Origin of the sequence: Sphingobium sp. MP9-4 (assembly GCF_005281675.1) — a bacterium.
Classification (GTDB): domain Bacteria; phylum Pseudomonadota; class Alphaproteobacteria; order Sphingomonadales; family Sphingomonadaceae; genus Sphingobium; species Sphingobium yanoikuyae.
Genome location: NZ_LUFI01000003.1, coordinates 76049 through 98315, shown reverse-complemented (window position 1 = coordinate 98315; position 22267 = coordinate 76049). Strand labels below are relative to the sequence as shown.

The 22267-nt window shown below is 63.6% G+C and carries 24 protein-coding genes; 16 read left to right on the top strand and 8 right to left on the bottom strand.

The genetic code is table 11. The features are described 5' to 3' along the window. Positions 1-44 precede the first annotated feature (44 nt). The 3 genes from A0U87_RS02395 to A0U87_RS02385 all read right to left on the bottom strand — a co-directional run bounded on the left by A0U87_RS02395 (position 45) and on the right by A0U87_RS02385 (position 3551). Positions 45-1406, bottom strand: coding sequence for a methyl-accepting chemotaxis protein (locus A0U87_RS02395; RefSeq protein WP_048936262.1), 1362 nt, complete (start codon positions 1404-1406; stop codon positions 45-47). 138 nt (positions 1407-1544) lie between these two features. Then, on the bottom strand, positions 1545-2462 hold the full coding sequence (locus A0U87_RS02390; protein WP_048936263.1) for a DMT family transporter: 918 nt from the start codon (positions 2460-2462) through the stop codon (positions 1545-1547). A 30-nt stretch (positions 2463-2492) separates the two neighbouring features. Next, entirely contained in the window at positions 2493-3551 is a 1059-nt protein-coding gene (locus A0U87_RS02385) for a DUF3667 domain-containing protein (protein ID WP_048936264.1), read from the bottom strand. Between the two features lie 230 nt (positions 3552-3781). Here A0U87_RS02385 and A0U87_RS02380 point away from each other — a divergent pair, with 230 nt between their 5' ends. Beyond that, positions 3782-6073, top strand: a complete 2292-nt coding sequence (locus tag A0U87_RS02380) for a TonB-dependent receptor (RefSeq protein ID WP_048936265.1) — start codon at positions 3782-3784, stop codon at positions 6071-6073. A gap of 660 nt (positions 6074-6733) precedes the next feature. Here the strand turns inward: A0U87_RS02380 and A0U87_RS02375 are convergent. Further along, positions 6734-8254: a fumarate hydratase gene (locus A0U87_RS02375; RefSeq protein WP_137405195.1), complete on the bottom strand. Its 1521-nt coding sequence runs from the start codon at positions 8252-8254 to the stop codon at positions 6734-6736. Between the two features lie 101 nt (positions 8255-8355). Beyond that, positions 8356-9012 (bottom strand): glutathione S-transferase family protein, encoded by a 657-nt coding sequence (locus A0U87_RS02370; RefSeq protein WP_048936443.1) that lies wholly within the window; start codon positions 9010-9012, stop codon positions 8356-8358. Positions 9013-9626: 614 nt separating this feature from the next. Between A0U87_RS02370 and A0U87_RS02365 the strand changes: the two genes are divergently transcribed. From A0U87_RS02365 to A0U87_RS02340, 6 genes are all read left to right on the top strand, one after another. Beyond that, complete coding sequence (locus tag A0U87_RS02365; protein WP_010336832.1) at positions 9627-11513, top strand: ribonucleoside-diphosphate reductase subunit alpha; 1887 nt, start codon at positions 9627-9629, stop codon at positions 11511-11513. A 129-nt stretch (positions 11514-11642) separates the two neighbouring features. Then, entirely contained in the window at positions 11643-11906 is a 264-nt protein-coding gene (locus A0U87_RS02360) for a hypothetical protein (protein WP_048936267.1), read from the top strand. An 11-nt stretch (positions 11907-11917) separates the two neighbouring features. Further along, positions 11918-12970, top strand: a complete 1053-nt coding sequence (locus A0U87_RS02355) for a ribonucleotide-diphosphate reductase subunit beta (protein WP_004209931.1) — start codon at positions 11918-11920, stop codon at positions 12968-12970. Positions 12971-13211: 241 nt separating this feature from the next. Next, on the top strand, positions 13212-13466 hold the full coding sequence (locus A0U87_RS02350) for a hypothetical protein (protein WP_048936268.1): 255 nt from the start codon (positions 13212-13214) through the stop codon (positions 13464-13466). A gap of 54 nt (positions 13467-13520) precedes the next feature. Next, entirely contained in the window at positions 13521-13715 is a 195-nt protein-coding gene (locus tag A0U87_RS02345; RefSeq protein WP_048936269.1) for a hypothetical protein, read from the top strand. Between the two features lie 288 nt (positions 13716-14003). Then, entirely contained in the window at positions 14004-14672 is a 669-nt protein-coding gene (locus A0U87_RS02340) for a glycine zipper 2TM domain-containing protein (RefSeq protein ID WP_048936270.1), read from the top strand. 32 nt (positions 14673-14704) lie between these two features. Here A0U87_RS02340 and A0U87_RS02335 read toward each other — a convergent pair whose 3' ends face one another. After that, positions 14705-15277, bottom strand: a complete 573-nt coding sequence (locus A0U87_RS02335) for a thermonuclease family protein (protein WP_048936271.1) — start codon at positions 15275-15277, stop codon at positions 14705-14707. A gap of 151 nt (positions 15278-15428) precedes the next feature. Between A0U87_RS02335 and A0U87_RS02330 the strand changes: the two genes are divergently transcribed. Next, entirely contained in the window at positions 15429-15845 is a 417-nt protein-coding gene (locus A0U87_RS02330; protein ID WP_048936272.1) for a globin, read from the top strand. A 3-nt stretch (positions 15846-15848) separates the two neighbouring features. Here A0U87_RS02330 and A0U87_RS02325 read toward each other — a convergent pair whose 3' ends face one another. Then, on the bottom strand, positions 15849-16163 hold the full coding sequence (locus A0U87_RS02325; protein ID WP_048936273.1) for a hypothetical protein: 315 nt from the start codon (positions 16161-16163) through the stop codon (positions 15849-15851). A gap of 165 nt (positions 16164-16328) precedes the next feature. Here A0U87_RS02325 and A0U87_RS02320 point away from each other — a divergent pair, with 165 nt between their 5' ends. The 5 genes from A0U87_RS02320 (at position 16329) to A0U87_RS02300 (ending at position 19365) form a co-directional block, all read left to right on the top strand. Continuing rightward, positions 16329-16709, top strand: coding sequence for a RidA family protein (locus tag A0U87_RS02320; RefSeq protein ID WP_004209940.1), 381 nt, complete (start codon positions 16329-16331; stop codon positions 16707-16709). Positions 16710-16724: 15 nt separating this feature from the next. Then, positions 16725-17081: an ArsC family reductase gene (locus tag A0U87_RS02315; RefSeq protein WP_007711205.1), complete on the top strand. Its 357-nt coding sequence runs from the start codon at positions 16725-16727 to the stop codon at positions 17079-17081. Further along, the gene (locus A0U87_RS02310; RefSeq protein ID WP_048936274.1) at positions 17078-18124 is read left to right on the top strand and encodes a glycerophosphodiester phosphodiesterase; all 1047 of its coding nucleotides are present in this window, start codon (positions 17078-17080) and stop codon (positions 18122-18124) included. Before A0U87_RS02315 ends, A0U87_RS02310 begins: the two co-directional genes overlap by 4 nt. 94 nt (positions 18125-18218) lie before the next feature. Next, on the top strand, positions 18219-18644 hold the full coding sequence (locus tag A0U87_RS02305) for an Rrf2 family transcriptional regulator (RefSeq protein WP_048936275.1): 426 nt from the start codon (positions 18219-18221) through the stop codon (positions 18642-18644). A gap of 64 nt (positions 18645-18708) precedes the next feature. Then, positions 18709-19365: an MBL fold metallo-hydrolase gene (locus A0U87_RS02300; RefSeq protein ID WP_048936444.1), complete on the top strand. Its 657-nt coding sequence runs from the start codon at positions 18709-18711 to the stop codon at positions 19363-19365. Here A0U87_RS02300 and A0U87_RS02295 read toward each other — a convergent pair. Then, positions 19362-19790 carry an MAPEG family protein gene (locus A0U87_RS02295; protein WP_026108754.1) on the bottom strand — a complete coding sequence of 143 codons (429 nt, stop codon included), beginning with the start codon at positions 19788-19790 and terminating at the stop codon, positions 19362-19364. The two genes, A0U87_RS02300 and A0U87_RS02295, sit on opposite strands and share 4 nt — an antisense overlap. A 206-nt stretch (positions 19791-19996) precedes the next feature. Between A0U87_RS02295 and rpmF the strand changes: the two genes are divergently transcribed. The 3 genes from rpmF (at position 19997) to A0U87_RS02280 (ending at position 22233) form a co-directional block, all read left to right on the top strand. Continuing rightward, the gene (rpmF, locus tag A0U87_RS02290) at positions 19997-20176 is read left to right on the top strand and encodes a 50S ribosomal protein L32 (RefSeq protein WP_004209950.1); all 180 of its coding nucleotides are present in this window, start codon (positions 19997-19999) and stop codon (positions 20174-20176) included. 66 nt (positions 20177-20242) lie between these two features. Next, the gene (gene plsX / locus A0U87_RS02285) at positions 20243-21268 is read left to right on the top strand and encodes a phosphate acyltransferase PlsX (protein WP_010336845.1); all 1026 of its coding nucleotides are present in this window, start codon (positions 20243-20245) and stop codon (positions 21266-21268) included. Next, entirely contained in the window at positions 21265-22233 is a 969-nt protein-coding gene (locus tag A0U87_RS02280) for a beta-ketoacyl-ACP synthase III (protein ID WP_026108753.1), read from the top strand. Before plsX ends, A0U87_RS02280 begins: the two co-directional genes overlap by 4 nt. Positions 22234-22267 lie beyond the last annotated feature (34 nt).

The following is a 22267-nucleotide window of genomic DNA, read 5'->3' as shown; positions in this document are numbered from 1 at the left end:
CAGCCTCTTTTATAGGAGGAAACGGACGCGCGGGGCGGCGCGGATCAGCCCTGATCCTTATAGGCCATTTGCAAGATGCCCCAATGACGCCCGCGCACATGGATGGAGGCGATTACCTGCTTCAGCAGGATGACCTCGCCCTCGGCGGTCAGGCGGCGATAGGCCTTGATGCAGAAGGGTTCGGTGATCTTGCACTGCTCGCGCGTGTCGGGGAAATCGAACACCACGCCCTGGCGCGAAAATTCCGCATTCCATTTCTCGTCGCCCGGCCGCTGGGGCAGCGCGCGTTCCGGCATGGCGATCGCGCCGAAGCTGTTGCGATCGGTGAAGGTCATGCCGAACAAGCCCTTGTAGCCGCGCGCCACTTCCTGCTGCGCGCGCGCCTCGGCCTGCATGATCGGCTGGATCGGATGGGTGAATTGCGGCGGATTGGTGCCGCGGATCGGCGCATAATATTCGCTGAAGACATCGGCCTCGCCGATGCGGCCGTCATCCAGCGCCTGCTCGATTGCATGGCCCACCGCCTGCGCGGCGGTCAGGCTGAACCGGATATAGGGCGAATCGGGAATGTCGACGCCGCTCTCCGCCAGATATTGCAGCAGCATGTTGGTATCGTCGCTGGCGATCGACACCCGGCCAGACAGCCGTTGCAGGCCGTCGGCATTGTCGCCCGACGTGCTCGACAGCGCAGACAGGCCGGTGCGGATCTCGCTGGCGGAACCGACCATGGAGGCGATCCGCTCGGCCACCGCCTCGCTGTTGCTCGACAGGCCCTGCATCAGCGATCCCAGCCGGTCGACCAGCGCCTCGATATTCTTGGTGTCGGACAGCGCCGTGCGCGCGGTCTGCGCGCCATGGGTGATGCTGTCCAGCATGCCGCCGGCCTCGCTGGTCAGCGCGCCGATCGACCGCTCGATCGTCTGGGTCGCGCTCGCCGTTTCCTGCGCCAGCTTCTTCACTTCGGCCGCGACCACGGCAAAGCCGCGCCCCGCGTCGCCGGCCCGTGCCGCCTCGATCGTCGCGTTGAGCGCGAGCAGATTGGTCTGGCTGGCGATGCCGCTGATCACGCTGGTGACATGGGCGACGGTCTTGAGCGCCTCGCCAAAGCCGTCAAGGCGCGCATGGATGCGGCTCACCTGTTCGATCAGGTCGACGAAATTGCCGTTCGCGGTCGACAGCTGCCGTCCCGAATCATCGATGATCGCGCGGGCGGCGACCGCCTTCTCGCGCGCGTCCTGGCCGACCAGCGACACGCTTTCGCCGTCGCGCGACAATTGCGACGCGGCGCCGCTGATCGCCTCGATCGTGCGCGCCTGCTGCGTCACCCGGTCCGCGAGTTCGCTGATGTCTGCCTGAAGGTCGAGCGTACGGATACCCAGGTCGCCGGATAATTTGGCGACCTTCATTACCGCTCGTGCGACGGTTCCCGATTGCGTTTCTGTGCCCACGGCAACTGGCTAGCCATGGATGGTAAAATATCGGTTATCATACTGACACGGATGTCAGCTTCGTCAGAATGATGCCTCCGCACCGGCCCACACCCCCTACAGCGCCCCCAGCAGCGCGAGAACCACACCGCAGGCGACCAGCATCAGCCCCATCGCCTCGCTGCGCGCCATCCGTTCGCCCAGGTAGAAATGGCCGAACGCCATGGTGAAGGCGACCTCGATCTGGCCGACGATCCGCACCAGCGCGACCGGCGCGGTGGCAAAGCCGGTGAACCAGCAGGCCGATCCCATCGCCGACAGGAAGCCGACCTGGCCCGACACGCGCCAGCTGGTGAACACCTTGCGCATCTCGCCCGGCTCGCGCAGCGCCAGATAGCCGCCCTGGAGCAGCGTCTGCAGCAGCACCGTGACGCTCAGCACGATCAGCGCGGCATGGATCGGATCGCCCCCGCCCACCTGCTGCGTCGCGCGGCGGATGCCGATCGCGGTCAGTGCGAAGAAGAATCCCGATGCAATGCCGGTGATCGCCGCCGGCTGGCCCAGCGCACGCAGGAAATCCATCGGCCCCATCCGCTTGCCCCCGGTCGACAGCAGCATGACGCCGGCGACGCCGCAGCCGATGCCGGCGCAGGTCAGCGCGCTCAGCCGCTCGCCCATCAGCAGGAAGGACAGGATCGCCCCCTGCACCGCCTCGGTCTTGGAATAAGCGGTGCCGACGACGAAATTGCGATGGCCAAAGGCCATGATCAGCAAATTGGTGGCGATGATCTGGGCCAGCCCGCCGGCCAGGCAGAAGGGTAGGAACAGCCGGCCCAGCACGGGGAAGGGCGCGGGGAAGAGCAGCTGATAGCCGCCAAGCAGGATCAGCGCGAAGGGAATGCCGTAAAGATAGCGGACCAGGCCCGCCGCATTGATCGACAGCGTCTTGCCCACGCGCCGCTGCACCGCGGTGCGCCAGGCCTGCGTGGCCCCGGCCATCAGGGTGGCGGGCAACCAGATCGGGGACGTAATCATGCGCGCCCTATACAATAGGGACGCGACCCGTCACCCCATCATCATCAGGAAGGCGAAGAACAGCGACAGCGACGCACAGGCAAAGCCGTACAGCAGCGGCAGCCGCAGCAAGGTGCCGCTGCGCGAAAGCTGATAGGCATCCTTGAACTGGCGATACATGTGCCAGGCCGCGAACAGCAGCAGCACCAGCGTCACCAGCCCATGGGTGATGCCGACCGCCGTCAGGATCATCGACAGCGAGAAGAGCAGCGACATGAAGGCGATCGAATAGGTCACATAGATCGCATGGTCATAAATCTTGAACCGGCGGCTGAACGGGAACAGCAGCCACAGGAAAGGCAGCGATATGACGATCAGCAGCCAGGAGAATTTATAGGCATTGGCCTTGAGCTTGTAATAGGCGAATTCGGGATCCTTGGCCGCCGCGCTGATCGCCTTGCCGACCGTATCGGCGACGTTCTTGTTGACGCCTTCGCCGGTCAGCGAGTCGGTCAGGCCGCTCGCCAGCGACAGGCCCTTCCGCTCGTCCTGCGCGTCCTTCAGTTTTTCCTGCAATGTCTCGCGCCGGCTCGCGCTGATCCCCGGCTCGGCCAGTTGCGCCTGCACCTTGGCGATGCGGGCATCGGCCTTTTCCTCTTCCTTCTTCAGCTCGGCGATTGCCTCGCTGTTCATCTTCACCTGGTTGCGCGCGCCTTCCGGCCCATGATGGCTGGTCAGCGAGAAGATCGCGTACATCAGGAAGGCGCTGAACAGGAACAGGGCAAAGGGCGATACGAACTTGGCCCGCTCGCCATGGATATAGCGGCGCGTCAGCTGTCCGGGGCGCAGCGCCAGCTCGGGCAGGGTGGTGAAGATCTTGCCCTCGAAATGCAGCACGCCATGGGCCAGGTCATGGCCGATCGCGGCAAAGCTGCGATGCAGATGCGCGGCCTGGCCGCATTCGGGACAATAATTGCCCGTCACCGCCGTGCCGCAATTAAGGCAGGCGCCATGGCCGGCCTCATGGGCTTCCCCATGGCCTGGCTCGACCGCCCGTGCCAGCATGCCCCCGGTGATCGCGTCACCCGCTGCTTCGATTTCCCCTGTCATGAGCGGGGACGATAACAAGCGTGTATGACGCTTGCCAGTCACCTTGGCGCGCGGATCGCATTGTGTTGCATTGTTACAACGCTCGGCAATATTCCGACATGTTCCCATGTTGGGCAGGGCGAGCGTCACCGTCCCGCCACAAATCGCGCCTAGCGGCGATGGCATCCCGGACGGCAGGCGCAGGGGCGCCGCTTTCCCGGACGCAAAAGCAATATTATCGGGGAATAACCTTGTCGAAATTCACTTTCGCACGGTCGGCGCTGCTGCTGACCTCGGCCTTCGGTGCGCTCGCCCTTGGTGGCGCCGCCCATGCGCAGGAAGCGGGCGCTGACGCCGGCCAGCTCGACGAGATCGTCGTGACCGCCGAGCGCCGCTCGGAAAATCTGCAGAAGGTGCCCGTCTCGGTTGGCGTCGTGCAGGGCGATGCGCTGCGCAACCTGACCGCCGGCGGCGGCGACATTCTCGAACTCGCCGCCCGCGTGCCCGGCCTCTATGCCGAAACCACCACCGGCCGCATCTTCCCGCGCTTCTACATCCGCGGCCTGGGCAATATCGACTTCTATCTCGGCGCATCGCAGCCGGTGTCGATCATCCAGGACGATGTCGTGCTGGAACATGTCGTGCTGAAGTCGAACCCGGTGTTCGACGTCAACCAGGTGGAAGTGCTGCGCGGCCCGCAGGGTTCGCTGTTCGGCCGCAACACCACGGCCGGCATCATCAAGTTCGACACCATCCGTCCGTCGATGGATTGGGAAGGTCGCGCCCAGGCCAGCTATGGCAGCTATAACACCGTCACCTTCGACGGCGGCATCGGCGGCCCGATCGTCGCGGATAAGCTCGCCTTCCGCGTCTCGGCCCTCTACCAGCATCGCGACGACTGGGTCGACAACACCTACACCGGCCCCAGCGCCGACGGCACCGTGTCCCCCAAGAAGGACGCGATGGGCGGCTATAATGAGAAGGACGTGCGCCTTCAGCTGCTGATGACGCCGACCGAAAATGTCTCGATGCTGACCAGCGTCCATGCCCGCGACTATGACGGTACCTCGACCATCTTCCACCGCGCCGGCCTCACCAAGGGCAGCAACAGCGTGTCGGGCGAACCCCGCTCGAAGATCGCGCTCGATGAAGCGATGAACAACCCGCAGGCCTACAAGACCTATGGCGCGTCGGAAAATATCGCGATCGACATGGGCCCCGTTACCCTGACCTCGATCACCGCCTATGAAACCACCTCGGGCTACAGCCGTGGCGACACCGATGGCGGCGCGGGCGCGGACTATCCGGTGAACGGCGTGGCCAACGGCTTCGGCCAGAGCCAGGGCAATGTCCGCGATCTCGACCAGCTGACCCAGGAAGTCCGCCTCGCCAGCAATGGCGACAGCGCCTTCAAGTGGCAGGTTGGCGGCATGTATTTCGACAGCCGCGACACCACCGATTTCTACCAGCGCGCCTATTTCCTGACCGGCACCGCCAACAATCCCAACAACTGGGTGCGTCTGCGCAACAAGAATGAAAGCTGGGGCCTGTTTGGCCAGGCGAGCTACGAAGTGGTACCGGGCCTGACCATCACCGCCGGCGGCCGCTACACCAAGGACACGAAGGAAACCCGTCTGGTCCGCGCCACCGCCAATGCGGCGGGCGTCTCGACCTATGCCGGCCGTCGCTATGTGAAGCTGACCGGCAAGGAACCGAGCTGGGACGTCAGCGCGCTGTATGAAGTCAGCCCCGAGGTCAGCCTCTATGCCCGCGTCGCGCGCGGCTTCCGTGGCCCGACCATCCAGGGCCGCTCGGCGGTGTTCAACAGCGACTTCACCACGGCGGATTCGGAAACGATCATGTCGTACGAAGGCGGCATCAAGACCAACCTGCTGGGCAACCGCCTGCGCTTCAACCTGTCGGGCTTCGCCTGGAAGGTGAAGGACATCCAGCTCAACGGCAATGACGTGAACGGCAATGGCGTGTTGTTCAACGCCGACGCCGCCAAGGCCTATGGTCTGGAAGCCGATCTGGAAGCGCGTCCGTTCGACAATCTCACTTTGTCGGCCGGCCTCAGCCTGCTGCACAGCGAGATCAACGACAAGAATGTCTATGCCCAGGTCTGCACGCTGAACGGCGTGGTCGTCTGCACCGTGGAAGACCCGACCGTCACCAACGCGCGCGGCGTCTTTGCCCAGATCGACGGCAACCCGCTGCCCAACGCGCCGAAATACACTGCCAACATCGCGGCTCGTTATGACGTGCCGCTGGGCAATGGCGGCAAGATCTTCGCGGCGACCGACTGGAACATCCAGGGCTACACCAACTTCGTCCTCTACAAGACGAAGGAGTTCTACTCGAAGGGCGACTTCGAAGGCGGCCTGAAGATCGGCTACACCGCGCCGGACGGCAAGTACGAGATCGCCGCCTTCGCCCGCAACATCACGGGCGAGAAGAATATGAAGGGCGTGATCGAAAACTATATGGCGCCGGTGTTCAACGAACCCCGCATCATCGGCGTGTCCTTGAGCGGCAAGCTGTAAGAGTAAGTCCTATTCCTCCCCATGCGCAGCATGGGGAGGGGGCTGCGCCCTTTCTCCGTTCGTTTCGAGCGAAGTCGAGAAACATCATCGGTACCAGAGAAGGCGCGCCATCTACATGATAGCGCGCCTTCGTCGACTAGATCGTTTTCTTAGATGTCCCGCCATCGACGCATAATGTGCGCTTGAGAAAAGAGATTAGCGGTCGGCCAGATTTGCCCTCATTGCTCGCAAACCACCAAATGCCGAGAGCTATGCCTATGGGGATGAGGGCCGTGATGGCCTTTACGGCCGTATAGATAATTGGGTCAGCCGGTGGATGATCTGGTCGGTAAATGATCAACGCTACGCTGCCCCAAAGCGCTCCGACCGTCATGGGAACTAGGAATAGCACAAATTGGATACCCGGTATCAATCGCCCCACAATGCGTGTGCCAGCCATCTCCGGTCGCAATTTTGCTACGAGCTTTGGCTCTGAGGAGCGATTAATCCAGTCGAATGCGCCAAGCCACATCACCAATATGTGGCCTATAAATTTACCTCGTGCTCTCAGGTCCGCAGGGCGTTCCCACCGGGGTACGAATTTTGCCTCCAACCGCCGCCGGCACTCGTCCGGCGGCAGAGGAGAATAGAAGTCTATCTTCGTGCCAAAAGGCCGAAAGCTCATGCCTTCTCCAGCAGCTTCTCTTTCCTGATCTTTTCCTGCCACACCAGCGGGGCGAGGCGGTGGACATTCTGGCCTTCGCTATCGACGGCGACGGTGACGGGCATGTCCTCCACCGTGAACTCGTAGATCGCTTCCATGCCCAGATCCTCGAAGCCCACGACCTTGGCTTCCTTGATCGCGCGGGCGACCAGATAGGCCGCGCCGCCGACCGCCATCAGATAGGCGCTCTTGTGCTTGGCGATGCTGTCGGTGGCGGCCGGGCCGCGCTCGGCCTTGCCGACGCAGGCGGCCAGGCCCTGTTCCAGCATCATGTCCATGAACTTGTCCATGCGCGTCGCGGTGGTGGGGCCGGCCGGGCCGACCACTTCGTCGCGCACCGGATCGACCGGGCCGACATAGTAAATCACGCGGCCCTTGAAATCGACCGGCAGGGTCTCGCCCTTCTCCAGCATGTCGGCGATCCGCTTGTGCGCGGCGTCGCGGCCGGTCAGCATCTTGCCGTTCAGCAGCAGGCGGTCGCCATGCTTCCAGCCCTGCACCTGTTCCGGCGTCAGCGTGTCGAGGTCGACGCGGATCGCTTCCTTGCTCGGCTTCCAGTCGACCTGCGGCCATTCACTGAGCTTGGGCGCTTCCAGATAGGCCGGGCCGGACCCGTCGAGGGTGAAATGCGCGTGGCGGGTCGCGGCGCAGTTCGGGATCATCGCCGCCGGCTTGCCCGCCGCATGGCAGGGATAGTCGTGGATCTTGATGTCGAGCACGGTGGCAAGGCCGCCCAGGCCCTGCGCGCCGATGCCCAGCGCATTGACCTTGTCGAACAGCTCGATGCGCAGTTCCTCGATCTTGTTCTGCGGGCCGCGCGCCTTGAGCTCGCCCATGTCGATCGGGTCCATCAGGCTTTCCTTGGCCAGCGCCACCGCCTTTTCCGCCGTGCCACCGATGCCGATGCCCAGCATGCCCGGCGGGCACCAGCCCGCGCCCATCTGCGGCACCATTTCCAGCACCCAGTCGACGATCGAATCGCTGGGGTTCATCATCTTGAACTTGGTCTTGTTCTCGCTGCCGCCGCCCTTGGCCGCGACGTCGATGATCACCTTGTTACCCGGCACCATTTCCACGTTGAGCACGCAGGGCGTGTTGTCCTTGGTGTTCTGGCGGCTGAAAGCGGGATCCTTCAGGATCGACGCGCGCAGGCGGTTCTCGGGGTTGAGGTACGCCTTGCGCACGCCCTCATCGATCACCTCCTGCATCGACCGGCTATTGTCGTCCAGCCGGCACTCCATGCCCCACTTCACGAAGACATTGACGATGCCGGTGTCCTGGCAGATCGGGCGATGCCCTTCGGCGCACATGCGGCTGTTGGTCAGGATCTGGGCGATGGCGTCCTTCGCCGCCGGATTGGCTTCGGCCTCATAGGCCTTACCCAGTGCCCGGATATAATCCATCGGGTGATAGTAGGAAATGAACTGGAGTGCGTCGGCGACGCTCTCGATGAGGTCGGCGGTCTTGATGACGGTCATCTACCCTGGTCCCTATTCTTGCGGCCCGCCTCTGCACGGCAGGTCCCTGCAAGGCGGGGCTATAGGCCTTTGAGGCGATGAGTCCAGAAGAGGGTTGCGGTTCAGGACGCAAGCGGCCCGTCGGCAAAGGGAAAATTCTGCCACCAGGGCTGCATTTCGCGCAGCACCCGCGCAAAGCTCGGCCGCGCCTCCAGCCGGTTCAGATAGGCGCCCAGCACCGGATGGCCGGCGCGCAGCGGCACGATCCTGTCGGCATAATAAAGCGAGGGCGCCGCCGCGCAGTCGGCCAGCGACAGATGATCGCCCGCTGCCCAGGTCCGCCCCGCCAGTCGATCCTCCAGTACCGCATAGATGCTGCGCAGCGCCGCCACATTGGCGGCCACGCCATGGGGATCGCGCGCATCCGCGGGCCGCAGCCGGTCGGCCACCAGCGCCTGCATCGGCCCCATCACATAATTGTCGAACAACCGGTCCATCAGCCGCACCTCGATCGCCGCATCGCCATCGACCGGGATCGGGCGAAAGGTGCCGGGTTCGTGCCGGCCCAGATATTCGACGATGATGCTCGCCTCCGCGATCGTCGCGCCGCGCACCGGGTCATGCAACACGGGGAATTTGCCGAGCGGCCAGAGCGCCTGCCATTCGGCCAGGGCCGCTTCATCCTCCAGGATGCGCGGGGTGAAAGGCGTGCCATTTTCGTAGAAGGCGATCAGCACCTTCCAGCAATAGGAGGAGAGGGGATGGTAATAGAGGATCATGCCTGCCTCCCGATCGCTGCGGATGGATTCGCCTGCCTTCCCATCATCATAGCGTATCGCGCGACGATATGCAGGGGGACGATAAAGGCAGCGATTCAACAGATTGTGGTCGCGTCCGTGCCTCTGCCCCCATGTCATGATTTTGTCGCCAATCGCGCGACGCGCGCATTTGCGTGGCAAGGCAAATTTATTTTTTAATTTCATAGGCCCCCCTTGTCTTTTCTAAGGCCCTTGGAAGTCCGCGCGTCGTTGCGCTATGGGGTGGCGTGTCAGCGACGAAACGAATCCCGGCGTCGATGAACCGAGTCCCCGAACTGTCATTTACCCTCTTGCGTGTCGGCGGGGCTGTGGCACTATCTGTGGTATCGGGACCAAGGGGGTCACCCAATAGATTGTGATTGCATTGTCGGACCTGCTTCCGGCGATATGGGGCTTTTGTCCTTGCGATCGGATCGGTTGACCCCATTTCTGTCCCGGCCCGATCGGGTTCATGCTATGATGCCTGGGTGCGCCCCGGCATTGCTGGACCGAATCGAACGGAACAGGAACAATCGGGGGCTCGCATGGACTTTCGAGATAGTGAACAAGGTGGAAACGGCGACGTGGCGACGGTAATGGACGAGCGTATCGAGGATCTGGTGGACAAGGCCGAGCCCAAGGCTGCCAAGGGCAAGGCGACCGAGTCCGCGTCGTCCAAGATTCATGAGCGTCGCTTTCATGTCGTGACGGATTCGTCGCGCGATGCGCTGCTGACCGAATTCGGCAAGGACACGCTGAACGATCGCTATCTGCTGCCCGGCGAGAGCTATCAGGATCTGTTTGCCCGCGTCGCCGCCGCCTATTCGGACGATGCCGACCATGCGCAGCGCGTCTATGACTATATCTCCAAGCTCTGGTTCATGCCGGCAACGCCCGTGCTGTCGAACGGCGGCACCGGCCGCGGCCTGCCGATCAGCTGCTATCTGAACTCGGTCGACGACAGCCTGGAAGGCATCGTCAACACCTGGAACGAGAATGTCTGGCTCGCCTCGCGCGGCGGCGGCATCGGCACCTATTGGGGCAGCGTGCGCGGCATCGGTGAGCCGGTCGGCCTCAACGGCAAGACCAGCGGCATCATCCCCTTCGTCCGCGTGATGGATTCGCTGACCTTGGCGATCAGCCAGGGCTCGCTGCGTCGCGGCTCGGCCGCCTGCTATCTCGACGTCTCCCACCCGGAGATCGAGGAGTTCCTCGAAATCCGCAAGACGAGCGGCGATTTCAACCGCAAGGCGCTCAACCTGCACCATGGCGTGCTGCTGACCGACGAGTTCATGGAAGCGGTGCGCGACGGCAGTGATTTCAACCTGCGCAGCCCCAAGGACCAGTCGGTGCGCGGCACCGTCAATGCTCGCGCGCTGTTCCAGAAGCTGGTCGAGGTTCGTCTCGCCACCGGCGAACCCTATATCGTCTTCTCCGACACGGTGAACCGGATGATGCCCAAGCATCACCGCGACCTGGGGCTCAAGGTCTCGACGTCGAACCTCTGTTCGGAAATCACCCTGCCGACGGGTCGCGACCATCTCGGCCAGGATCGCACGGCGGTCTGCTGCCTCTCCTCAATGAACCTGGAAACCTGGGATCAGTGGAAGGATCATCCGACCTTCGCGGAAGACATCATGCGCTTCCTCGACAATGTGCTGCAGGACTATATCGACCGCGCCCCGCCGGAAATGGCCCGCGCCAAATATAGCGCCAGCCGCGAACGCTCGGTCGGCCTGGGCGTCATGGGCTTCCACAGCTTCCTGCAGGCACGGGGCATCCCGTTCGAAGGCGCCATGGCCAAGTCGTGGAACCTGCGCATCTTCAAGCATATCAATGCCAAGGTGAACGAGGCGTCGATGATGCTGGCGCAGGAGCGCGGGCCGTGCCCCGACGCCGCCGATCAGGGCGTGATGGAGCGCTTCTCCTGCAAGATGGCGATCGCGCCGACCGCGTCGATCTCGATCATCTGCGGCGGCACCTCGGCCTGTATCGAGCCGATCCCGGCGAACATCTACACCCACAAGACGCTCTCGGGCAGCTTTGCGGTGAAGAACCCCTATCTGGAAAAGCTGCTGGTCGAAAAGGCTAAGGATTCGAGCGCCGTGTGGAACTCGATCCTGGAACGCGGCGGCTCGGTCCAGCATCTCGACTTCCTGACCCAGGAAGAAAAGGATGTGTACAAGACCAGCTTCGAGATCGACCAGCGCTGGCTGCTCGAACTGGCGGCCGATCGTACCCCCTATATCGACCAGGCCCAGTCGCTGAACCTGTTCATCCCGGCCGATGTCGAGAAGTGGGATCTGCTGATGCTCCACTTCCGCGCCTGGGAACTGGGCATCAAGTCGCTCTATTATCTGCGCTCCAAGTCGGTGCAGCGCGCCGGCTTCGCCGGTGGCGTGGAAGCGGACAACACGATCGACGCCCCCAAGTTCGAGATCGGCGAGACCACCGACTATGACGAGTGCCTCGCCTGCCAGTGACGCCTTAATTTCCTCTCCCCTTGTGGGAGAGAGTGTTGGGTCGGCCATGCCCCCGGCATGGCCTGAACAGCGCGGGGCGCTGTTCACCCAACGCTGGGCCCGCGCCACGTTGAGCAAGAGCATCTAACCATGGCATTCCTGGTAGCTATCTCGCTCTTCTCGATCGGTTATGGTGTCTATGCCATGATCTGCTCGGGGCGAATTGCGGAACAAAATGCCGCCTTCATCGCCAGCGGTGAAGAGACCTATTTTGAACAACGACGGAGTTGGCAGGCCTATGGCACAACCCCGCCGGATGACATGGCGGCCGTTCGCAAGAGGGGGCGCCGAGAAATTATCATTGGTGCGATCGGACTGATCGTCGCTGCACTTTTTACTTATTTTGCGAACTGAGGAGTTCGACGATGCCCCTTCTTCAAGCCTCCAAGGTCTACAAGCCCTTCGAATATCCCTGGGCCTATGAATTTTGGAAGCGCCAGCAGCAGCTCCACTGGCTGCCCGAGGAAGTGCCTCTGGGCGAGGATTGCCGTGACTGGGCGCAGAAGCTCAGTGACCATGAGCGCAACCTGCTGACCCAGATTTTCCGCTTCTTCACCCAGGCCGACGTGGAAGTGCAGGATTGCTACCACGAGAAGTACGGTCGCGTGTTCAAGCCGACCGAGATCAAGATGATGCTGACCGCGTTCAGCAACATGGAAACGGTCCATATCGCCGCCTACTCGCATCTGCTCGACACGATCGGCATGCCCGAAAGCGAATATTCGGCCTTCCTCCAATATAAGGAGATGAAGGACAAGCATGACTATCTCGCCCAGTTCGGCGTCGACACGGACGAGGATATTGCCAAGACGCTGGCGATGTTCGGCGGCTTCACCGAAGGCCTCCAGCTCTTCGCCTCCTTCGCGATGCTGATGAACTTCCCGCGCTTCAACAAGATGAAGGGCATGGGCCAGATCGTCACCTGGTCGGTCCGCGACGAAACCCTGCATTGCGAAGGCATCATCAAGCTGTTCCACAGCTTCGTGAAGGAACGCGACTGCCTGACCGCATCGGTCAAGGACGACATCATGGACATGTGCCAGAAGACCGTCCGCATCGAGGACGCGTTCGTAGACCTGGTCTTCGAAATGGGCCCGGTCCCCGGCATGACGCCCAAGGACATCAAGAAATATGTCCGCTACATCGCCGACTGGCGCCTGGGGCAGCTGGGCCTCAAGCCCATCTACATGATCGACGAGCATCCGCTGCCCTGGTTGACCCCGCTGCTCAACGGCGTGGAGCATGCCAATTTCTTCGAAACCCGCGCGACCGAATATTCGAAGGGCGCGACCCGTGGCCAGTGGAACGACGTCTGGGACGCGTTCGACCGCCGCAAGAAGCTCAAGGGCGCCGAAGCGGCCAATGTCGACGAAAGCGATCCGGACATGTTCAAGGCCGCCGGCATCGCGGCGGAATAAGATCACAGCGCGACGCGCCATGCGCGTCGCGCTGTGATCAAGCCCGCGCGGCGCTGACGCGTTTAAGGCTGCTGATCAGCCAGCATCACGGCAGCTTGCAAAGGGCTTTCGACCTGTTCGAGGGGAGGGGAGGCGCGGGGAGCGCCTCCCCTTTTTTGTGCGCTGCTGGAGCGCCCCGCATCGCGTCCATAACGGACCAGTCTCGCGCCGGAATGGCGATGTCCTGGGCTATGGTCCGGTCATGAGCAGCGCCGTCGATCCCCCATCTCCGCCATTTTACGTCTTCGTCTGCAATGTCTGCGGCAGCGATCAGGTTACGCGCGAAGCCTGGGCGGCCTGGGACGTCGCGACCCAGGCCTGGATCCTCAACACGGCCTTCGACTTTGCCTATTGCCATCGCTGCCTGGGCTATGCGCAGCTCGACCGGCTGCTGCTGACCAGCCCGCCATCCGGCTTGCCGTCCCGCACCCCGGCCTTCCCGCCGGCGCCGGGCTGATCGGCGCGGCGGGCGTGACGCTTCCTTAACCGCCGCCATGCCAGACCGGTCGCCATGTTCGGCGTCCGACTCCGCTCCCTCTTCACCAGCCGCTGGATGGCCCTGCTCTGGGCGATATTGGTGCTGCTGAGCGCGATCCAGTTCGTGGGCAGCGATGGCGGTGATCAGGCCGGCGCGGATCAGACCGCGACCGCGGCGCTGGACGGTCTCGACAACAGCCAGCGCGCCATCATCGCCAACACGCTCTGAAAGGCGCAGGGCGGGCGTCGCGGACGCGCTGTCCTATTCCTTCCCGCAGGCCTATATTGCCGTCTGGCGTCGGGCCTGTCTTTGACGCTCACTTGTTCCAAAGTGACAAATGTTGGAAATTAAATGTCAGAATGTGCGGGAAATATGCGAAGTTAAGCGCAGCATTTCCTATTTCGGGAGAGGGGGGCTGCGCTTGGTCTCGTCATTCTGTTTCGATCATGCAACATTGTTCCCGGCAAACAGTTCTGACCCGCATCCCGTCGATGCGGAAAGTGGAGGACCGATGCGATGCCCAATGCCCTGAAGGCCATGATCGCCACGCTCGCCCTTGGGGCGATGGCCATTTCCACTCTGCCTGCTGCTGCCCAGCATCGGCCGAACGATCATCGCCCCGGTGGCAGCCAGCATGGCCGTCCCGGCGGTTCCAACGCGCATCGGCCGCCCAGCCATGGCGGCAATCATGCCCAGCGACCGCCCCAGGGTGGTCGCCCCGGTGCCCAGCGTCCGCCCCAGCCCGGCCGGCCGGGGGCAGGCCGCCCGCCCCAGCCGGGCCGGCCCGGCAATGGTCGTCCGCCCCAATATGGCCGTCCCGGCAACCATCGCCCGCCGCCGCCCCGTGGCAATTATCGCCGGCCCGGCCCGCCGGTCTACGCCTATGACTGGAACCGGCCCGATCCGCGCTATGGCGGCCGCTATCGCCCCGACCGCTATTATCGCGGCGGCTATGCGCCGATCCGGGTCGACCGCAGCATGCGCATCTATCGCGGTTATGACGACCGCTATTATTGCCGCCGTTCGGATGGGACCACCGGCCTCATCATCGGCGGCGCGATCGGCGCACTGATCGGCGGCCAGCTCGATCGCGGCTATTCCAACACGGCGGGCATATTGATCGGCGGCGGCGCCGGCGCGCTGCTCGGCCGCGAGATCGACCGCGGCAGCCTCAGCTGCCGCTGATCGGAAAAAGGGGGCTAGGACGCCCCCTTTTTTCAGCACCAGGGGTGGCGGCGTCCGTCCCAGGTCCGGGCCAGCCCTTCGTCCACCAGCTGCTGGCCGATCGACTGACCATCACGCGTCACGATCCGCAGCGCCCGGCCATATTTGTCGGTCGCCCGTCCGTCGATCTCCAGCGAGAAGGGGCCGGCATTCATCAATTGCTGCAACCGGCTGGTTGCCCGCGCGCCCAGCGCGCCTTCCTCCGAGCAGCGCGGCCCATGGGTTTCGGGCGTGTCGATGTCGGCGATCCGATATTTCTCGCCCCGGAACCAGAAAGTGTCGCCATCGACGACGCAATTGGTCCCGCCGCCGCTATGGCAATAGCCGAAATCGGCCGATAGCTGGTCGGCGCTGGCGCTTGACGGAGCGGTGCCGGTCGACGCCGTCGGCATCGCGATCTCGGGTGCCAGCCGCGCCCACCAGTCGGGCGCCTGCCAGCCGATCATCATCCCCAGCGCCAGCACCAATCCCAGTGTCTTGCCGCTGAAGCCGCTGCGCCGCGCCGCCTCCCGGCGCCAGAATGTGTCGATGCGGTCGGGGGTGAATCGGTCGGGGCGTCTGGACATGGCGCGCCCCTAGCAGGTTCAAGAAAAACAGAGGGTTAAATCTGATCCGGCTTGTCGCCATTTCGGGGCGAACCGGCGTTTGATCGGGATCAATGTGGGAAGCGCAGGGGATGCGCAGGGTGCGCCGGCCTCAGCCCATGGAGATTGCCGCATGAACGCCGCCGCGCCGCCCAGCCCCTATGTCCGCATCGGCGGCGAACCGGTCGTCCGCGCTATCGCAAACCGCTTCTATGACCTGCTGGAAAGCGACCCGGCCTATGTCGAGCTGCGCGCCATTCATGCCGCCGACCTCTCCGTGGTGCGCCACGGCCTCACCCGCTTCCTGTGCGGCTGGCTGGGCGGCCCACGCGACTGGTTTCAGCGCGGCACCTGCATCATGTCGCTGCACCGCGCCTTTCCGATCACGCCGCAACTGGCCGATCAATGGGCGACGGCGGCCGCCTGCGCCATCGCCCTGCAGGAAGATCTCGACACCGACATCGCCGACGCCATGGCGGAAGCGCTCGGCCATATGGCGCGCGGCATGATCAATTTCGGCCTCGCGCCGGCACAGGCGCACCCCCGCTAGCGGCTAGTCGTCATCCTCATTGAGGATTTCGTCTTCCTCGCCATCATCCTCGTCGTCCATGCGCGGCTCGCCGTCGAACGCGCCCTCGTCGATCCAGCCGGACCGGTCCATCTCGTTCATCTTGTCGACCAGGTCGGGGACATCGTCGGGGATGATCTGCGCCGGGTTGCTCCGCCCGCCATGCTCGCTCTCTTCGCTCAGGTCGCTGCTCCGGCCCAGCGCATCGTCGGCGACGTCGTTCGCCTGGGTGCCGGCATCGGCCTGTTCGCTATTCTCCTCACTCTCGTCGGGGAAAGGGCGATTGTCGGACATCGTCATGGCGCGTCTCCTTGCAGGGGCATGTCCCCCTCCAACGATCACCCCATTTTCCCGTTCCGTGCAAGCGCGCCCGGAAACGCACTGGACAGCGCGGAACCAAGGGGGCAAAGGCCGTCGCGATCCTTTTCGCCCCGATCCTTTTCGCATCGCAACAGGAATCCCTCCATGTCCCGCCAGCTCATTTCCTCCGGCTCGCCCTTCGAGGCGCAGGTCGGCTATTCGCGCGCCGTCGTCCAGGGCGACTGGTGCTTCGTCGCCGGCACCACCGGCACCGATCCCGAAACCAAGATCATGCCCGAAAGCGTGGTCGATCAGGGCGTCAACGCGCTCAAGGTGATCGGCAAGGCGCTCGAAGACGCCGGCTTCTCCTTTGCCGATGTCGTGCGCGTCACCTATTATATCACCGACCCTGCCTATTGGGACGATCTGGGCAAGGCCACAGCGCCCATCTTTGGCGAAATCCGCCCGGCCGCCAGCTGCGTCGTCGCTGGCCTCATCAAGCCGGAGATGAAGATCGAAATCGAAGTCACTGCCTTCAAAGGGTAACAGGGATACAGCATCATGATTACCATGTACGGCATCAAGAATTGCGACACGATCAAGAAGGCCCGCAACTGGCTGGATAATGAGCGCGTCGCCTACAGCTTCCACGATTATAAGGTCGCGGGCGTCGACAAGGCCAAGCTGGAGGAATGGGTGATGGAGCATGGCTGGGAAACCATCCTCAACCGCTCCGGCACCACCTTCAAGGCGCTCGACGCGGGTGACAAGGCGCATATCGATGCGGACAAGGCGATCCTGCTGATGATCACCAACCCGTCGATGATCAAGCGCCCGATCCTCGACACCGGCAAGGGCACGATCGTCGGCTTCAAGGCGACGACTTATGAAAATGCGCTGAAAGGCGTGATGGCGTGATCGGACGGGGGCTGCTGGGCATCGGGGCATTGCTGATGATGGGCCTGCTCCCCCTCTCTGCCGTCCGGGCCGCCGACCCGCTGATCATCGCGCATCGCGGTGCCAGCGGGGAGCGGCCTGAACATACGCTCGCCAGCTATGAGCGGGCGATCGACCAGGGTGCCGACTATATCGAGCCTGATCTGGTCCTGACCAAGGATGGCGTGCTGGTCGCCCGGCATGAGAATGAGATTGGTGGCACCACCGACGTCGCCGACCATCCCGAATTTGCCGATCGCAGGACGACCAAGACGATCGACGGCGTGGCCATGACCGGCTGGTTCACGGAGGATTTCACCCTCGCCGAATTGCGCACCTTGCGGGCGCGTGAGCGCCTGCCTGATCTGCGTCCGGCCAATGTCCGCTTCAACGACCTTTATCTCATCCCGACCTTCGAGGAGATATTGAAGCTGGTCCGGGCCAAGGAGGCGGAGCAGCATCGTCGCATCGGCCTCTATCCCGAAACCAAGCATCCCAGCTATTTCGCCGGCATCGGTCTGCCGCATCAGCAGGTGCTGCTCGATCTGCTCGGCAAATATGGCTACACCAATGCCGACGATCCGGTCTTCATCCAGTCGTTCGAGGTCGGCAATTTGAAGGCGCTGCATGAAGCGACCCGGCTGCGCCTGATCCAGCTGGTCGATGCAGAGGGCGGGCCCGCCGACGAGCCGGGTACCACCTATGCCGACATGATGACCGTATCGGGGCTGGAGGCCATTGCCGGCTATGCCACCGGTCTTGGTCCGTCCGCCGCCATGGTGCTGGCGCCTGAAGGGCCCACGGCGCTGGTGGGCCGCGCCCATGATGCCGGGCTTCAGGTGCATATCTGGACGCTCCGGATGGAAAACAACTTCCTGCCCGACCAGTATAAGCGCCCGGATGATCCGCAGGGCCGGGGCGATTTCGCCGGCTATGTTCAGGCGATCGCGGCGACCGGTGTCGATGGCATTTTCAGCGACTTTCCCAGACAGGCCCGCGACGCGCTGGGCGGTACGACGCCCTGATCGGCGATATCGCGCAAATTAAAGCGCATTTTCCCTTCTCTACTCTGCGGCTCGACTTGCCAAAGCCGGGCCGCAGGCGAATAACGAACAGACCATGTTGTCCCAGAAGACCCGTTACGCCATCCGCGCGCTCCAGCATCTTGCCGACCGCTATCGCCAGGGGCCCGTGCCTCTAAACGAGATTGCGACGCGCCAGAATATCCCGGCGAAATTCCTGACGGTGATCCTGTCCGAACTGTCGCGCGAAGGGCTGGTGGCGACCCAGCGGGGCCGCGACGGCGGCTATTGGCTGGCGCTGGCACCGGTCGACATCAGCTATGGCGATATCGTCCGCCTGACGCGGGGATCACTGGCTCTGACCCCCTGCGCCAGCCGTTTCGCGCATGAAACATGTACCAACTGCCTGCCCGAAAGCGAATGTCGCCTGCACCGGGTGATGCTGCGCGTCCGCGATGAAACCGCCAAGGTTCTAGACAGCATCAGCTTGGCTGAACCTTTCGCCGCTGAAGGGCTGGCATAAGGGGCAGCGACGCCGGAGTGTTGACGCCCTTGCGCTCGCCATGCCGCTTCGCCACATCAGCGCGATGACCACGCCGCCGCTCAAAGCCGCCCTGATCCCCGTCACCCCGCTGCAGCAGAATTGCACGTTGTTCTGGTGTACGGAAACGATGCGCGGCGCCTTTGTCGATCCGGGCGGCGACCTGCCGGTGCTCAAGCGCGCTGCTGAGCAGCATGGCGTCACGATCGAAAAGATCCTCGTCACCCATGGCCATATCGACCATTGCGGCCAGGCCGGCGTGCTGGCCCGCGACCTCAATGTCCCGATCGAGGGGCCGCATGAGGATGATCGCTTCTGGATCGATCGGCTGCCGCAGGATGGCGAGCGCTGGGGTATCCCCGGTGAGAGTTTCGAGCCCAGCCGCTGGCTGGTCGACGGCGACCAGGTGACGGTCGGCAATCTGACTTTCGACGTCTATCATTGCCCCGGCCACACGCCCGGCCATGTCGTCTTCCACCATGCGCCGAGCCAACTCGCGATCGTGGGCGACGTGCTGTTCAAGGGATCGATCGGCCGCACGGACTTTCCGCGCGGCAATCATCAGGACTTGATCGACGCGATCACTGGCAAACTCTGGCCGCTGGGCGGCCAGACCGCTTTCGTCCCCGGTCATGGCGAGATGAGCAATTTCGCCTATGAACGGCGGACCAATCCCTATGTGGCCGATTCCGTTCTCGGTTAAACGCGCGCCATCGCCGGCGGGGCAGGCACGGCGCGAGTCGCGCCATAGGCGACATAGAGCGCCGCGACCGCCAGGCCGAGCATCACGATCCAGGTGAGCAGCGCGCCGCCCGCGCGCCAAACCGTCGGCTTGTCCGCGTCCATGCCAAAGCCATGGGCGATTCGCGCCAGCGCATAGATCATCGCCCCGATCCACAGCCACAGCGGCGCGCCGATCGCCATTTCGATCAGGCCAAAGAGAATCAGCACGATCGGCGTATATTCGATGAAATTGGCGTGCGCCCGCATTCGTCGGGCCAGCAACATATTCCCCGAGTCGCCGTGCAAAAGCTTCGCGCCCACGCGGATTCGCGCACAGCGCACCGCCAGCCAGAAATTGATGAGCGCACAGGCCGCGGCCAGTGTAAGCGTGATCGGCAACAACATGGGCATCCCCCTATTCGACGGGCCGTCACCATAGGCGCGGCGGGCCGGCGGGCAAGGAAGGACTTGCACCATCTGCAAAAACGGCTATAGGCGCAGGGCTTCGCGATCAACCGGGCCGCATGGTCTGCGGCACCCGTGCCGTCGGCGTCTCATTTGGAAACCGGCCAGTCGCATAACCAGATTTAATTACGGAAACAGGTGCCGACATGGCTGTCCCCAAAAGGAAAACTTCCCCGTCCAAGCGTGGCATGCGTCGTAGCCACGATTCGCTGCGCGTCGAAGCATTCCAGGAATGCTCGAACTGCGGTGAACTGAAGCGTCCCCACAATCTGTGCGACGCGTGCGGCCATTATAACGGCCGCGAAGTCATCGCCGTCGGGGCGTAAGACTTTTTCGATCTCCGCAAAGGGGTGATCTCAGTGTCCAGCCAACCGCGAATCGCAATTGACGCGATGGGCGGGGATGAAGGCGTGCGGGTGATGATGGCAGGCGTTGCGCTTGCCCGTCGCCGGCACGAAGGACTCCGCTTCACCCTTTTCGGCGACGAGACCCGGATCAAGGCGGCTCTCGACAACCACCCCAATTTGCGGGCGGCGTCGGAAGTCGTGCATTCCGACACGATCGTCGAGGGCACGGACAAGCCCAGCGTCGCGATTCGCAAGAAGAGCAGCTCGATGAGCATGGCGATCAACGCCGTGAAATCGGGTGATGCCGGTGCGGCGGTTTCCGCCGGCAATACCGGTGCGCTCATGGCGATGGCGAAGCTGGCGCTGCGTACCATGCCCGGCGTCGATCGACCTGCGCTGGCAGCGATGCTGCCCACCCTTGGCGACAATGATGTCGTCATGCTCGACCTTGGTGCCAATACCGAGTGCGATGCGCGCAATCTCGTCCAGTTCGCGGTGATGGGCGCGGCCTATGCCCGCATCGCCCTCGATCTGGAGCGGCCGCGCGTTCGGCTGCTCAACATCGGCACCGAAGAGCTCAAGGGCACGGACGAGATCCGTGATGCCGCCGCCGTGCTGCGCGCGGCCGACACCCTGCCATTCTCGTTCGACGGCTTTACCGAAGGCGACAAGATCGGCCGCGGCGAAACCGACGTGATCGTGTGCGACGGCTTTTCGGGCAATGTCGCGCTCAAGACGGCCGAGGGCACCGCCCGCTTCGTCGCCGACCTGCTGCGCCGCGCCTTCTCCAGTTCGCTGCGGTCGAAGATCGGCTTCCTGATCTCGAAGCCGGCGATGCACCTGCTCAAGCATCATCTCGATCCCAATAACCATAATGGCGCCGTCTTCCTTGGCCTCAACGGGGTCGTGGTGAAGAGCCATGGCAGCGCCGATGCCAAGGGCGTGGCCAATGCGGTGCATGTCGCCGCCCGCCTGCTGGAAGAGGATATCACGCGACGCATCGCCGCCGATATGGCCGGGGTGCAGGATCTGTCCGCCGTCGCGTCCAAATTGGAGCTGCCCGTCAAGTGATGCGTCGATCCGTTCTCCTGGGCACGGGCTCGGCCCTGCCCGCACGCGTCGTCACCAATGCGGAACTGGCGCAGACCGTCGACACCAGCGACGAATGGATCGTCGAACGGACCGGCATCCGCACCCGCTATATTGCCGGCGAGGGGGAGACCACGACCACGCTGGCGACTGACGCCGCGAAGCGCGCGCTGGAGGCCGCTGGCCTCGCCGCGCAGGATATCGACCTCATCATCCTGGCGACCGCCACCCCTGACCAGACTTTCCCGGCCAGCGCCACGCTGGTGCAGGCTGCGCTCGGCATCGATGACTGCGTCGCCTTCGACGTCGCGGCCGTCTGCTCGGGCTTCCTCTATGCGATGACGGTCGCCGATTCGATGATCCGCTCGGGCGCGGCGCAGCGCGCGCTGGTGATCGGCGCGGAAACCTTCAGCCGTATTCTCGATTGGGAAGACCGCGCGACCTGCGTGCTGTTCGGCGATGGTGCCGGCGCCGTCGTGCTCGGCGCGGAGGAAAGCGCGGACGGCCAGCGTGGCATCCTCGCTGCCAAGCTGCATGCCGATGGCCGCCACAACCAGCTTCTCTATGTCGATGGCGGTCCCTCGACCACCCAGACGGTGGGCAAGGTCCGCATGAAGGGGCAGGAAGTCTTCCGCCATGCGGTGGTGAATCTCGCCACCGTGCTCAAGGAAGTGATGGCGATGGCGGAGATGACGCCCGCCGACATCGACTGGCTGGTGCCGCACCAGGCCAATGCCCGGATTCTCGACGCGACCGCGCGCAAGCTCAAACTGTCCCCGGACAAGGTCGTCGTCACCGTCGACCAGCATGCCAACACCTCGGCCGCCTCGGTGCCGCTGGCGCTGGATGCGGCGACCCGCGATGGTCGGATCAAGGCCGGCGATCTGATCGTGCTGGAAGCGATGGGCGGTGGCTTCACCTGGGGCGCCTGCGTCCTGCGGGTCTGATACGGCGGCGAAACGATCGCCCCTACGTATCTGA

Bases quoted from the DNA above. Each gene is read 5' to 3' on its own strand.
- A0U87_RS02395 (WP_048936262.1), bottom strand. From the start codon at position 1,406: ATGAAGGTCGCCAAATTATCCGGCGACCTGGGTATCCGTACGCTCGAC.
- A0U87_RS02390 (WP_048936263.1), bottom strand. From the start codon at position 2,462: ATGATTACGTCCCCGATCTGGTTGCCCGCCACCCTGATGGCCGGGGCC.
- A0U87_RS02385 (WP_048936264.1), bottom strand. From the start codon at position 3,551: ATGACAGGGGAAATCGAAGCAGCGGGTGACGCGATCACCGGGGGCATG.
- A0U87_RS02375 (WP_137405195.1), bottom strand. From the start codon at position 8,254: ATGACCGTCATCAAGACCGCCGACCTCATCGAGAGCGTCGCCGACGCA.
- A0U87_RS02370 (WP_048936443.1), bottom strand. From the start codon at position 9,012: ATGATCCTCTATTACCATCCCCTCTCCTCCTATTGCTGGAAGGTGCTG.
- A0U87_RS02365 (WP_010336832.1), top strand. From the start codon at position 9,627: ATGGACGAGCGTATCGAGGATCTGGTGGACAAGGCCGAGCCCAAGGCT.
- A0U87_RS02360 (WP_048936267.1), top strand. From the start codon at position 11,643: ATGGCATTCCTGGTAGCTATCTCGCTCTTCTCGATCGGTTATGGTGTC.
- A0U87_RS02355 (WP_004209931.1), top strand. From the start codon at position 11,918: ATGCCCCTTCTTCAAGCCTCCAAGGTCTACAAGCCCTTCGAATATCCC.
- A0U87_RS02350 (WP_048936268.1), top strand. From the start codon at position 13,212: ATGAGCAGCGCCGTCGATCCCCCATCTCCGCCATTTTACGTCTTCGTC.
- A0U87_RS02345 (WP_048936269.1), top strand. From the start codon at position 13,521: ATGTTCGGCGTCCGACTCCGCTCCCTCTTCACCAGCCGCTGGATGGCC.
- A0U87_RS02340 (WP_048936270.1), top strand. From the start codon at position 14,004: ATGCCCAATGCCCTGAAGGCCATGATCGCCACGCTCGCCCTTGGGGCG.
- A0U87_RS02335 (WP_048936271.1), bottom strand. From the start codon at position 15,277: ATGTCCAGACGCCCCGACCGATTCACCCCCGACCGCATCGACACATTC.
- A0U87_RS02330 (WP_048936272.1), top strand. From the start codon at position 15,429: ATGAACGCCGCCGCGCCGCCCAGCCCCTATGTCCGCATCGGCGGCGAA.
- A0U87_RS02325 (WP_048936273.1), bottom strand. From the start codon at position 16,163: ATGACGATGTCCGACAATCGCCCTTTCCCCGACGAGAGTGAGGAGAAT.
- A0U87_RS02320 (WP_004209940.1), top strand. From the start codon at position 16,329: ATGTCCCGCCAGCTCATTTCCTCCGGCTCGCCCTTCGAGGCGCAGGTC.
- A0U87_RS02315 (WP_007711205.1), top strand. From the start codon at position 16,725: ATGATTACCATGTACGGCATCAAGAATTGCGACACGATCAAGAAGGCC.
- A0U87_RS02305 (WP_048936275.1), top strand. From the start codon at position 18,219: ATGTTGTCCCAGAAGACCCGTTACGCCATCCGCGCGCTCCAGCATCTT.
- A0U87_RS02300 (WP_048936444.1), top strand. From the start codon at position 18,709: ATGACCACGCCGCCGCTCAAAGCCGCCCTGATCCCCGTCACCCCGCTG.
- A0U87_RS02295 (WP_026108754.1), bottom strand. From the start codon at position 19,790: ATGTTGTTGCCGATCACGCTTACACTGGCCGCGGCCTGTGCGCTCATC.
- rpmF (WP_004209950.1), top strand. From the start codon at position 19,997: ATGGCTGTCCCCAAAAGGAAAACTTCCCCGTCCAAGCGTGGCATGCGT.
- plsX (WP_010336845.1), top strand. From the start codon at position 20,243: ATGGGCGGGGATGAAGGCGTGCGGGTGATGATGGCAGGCGTTGCGCTT.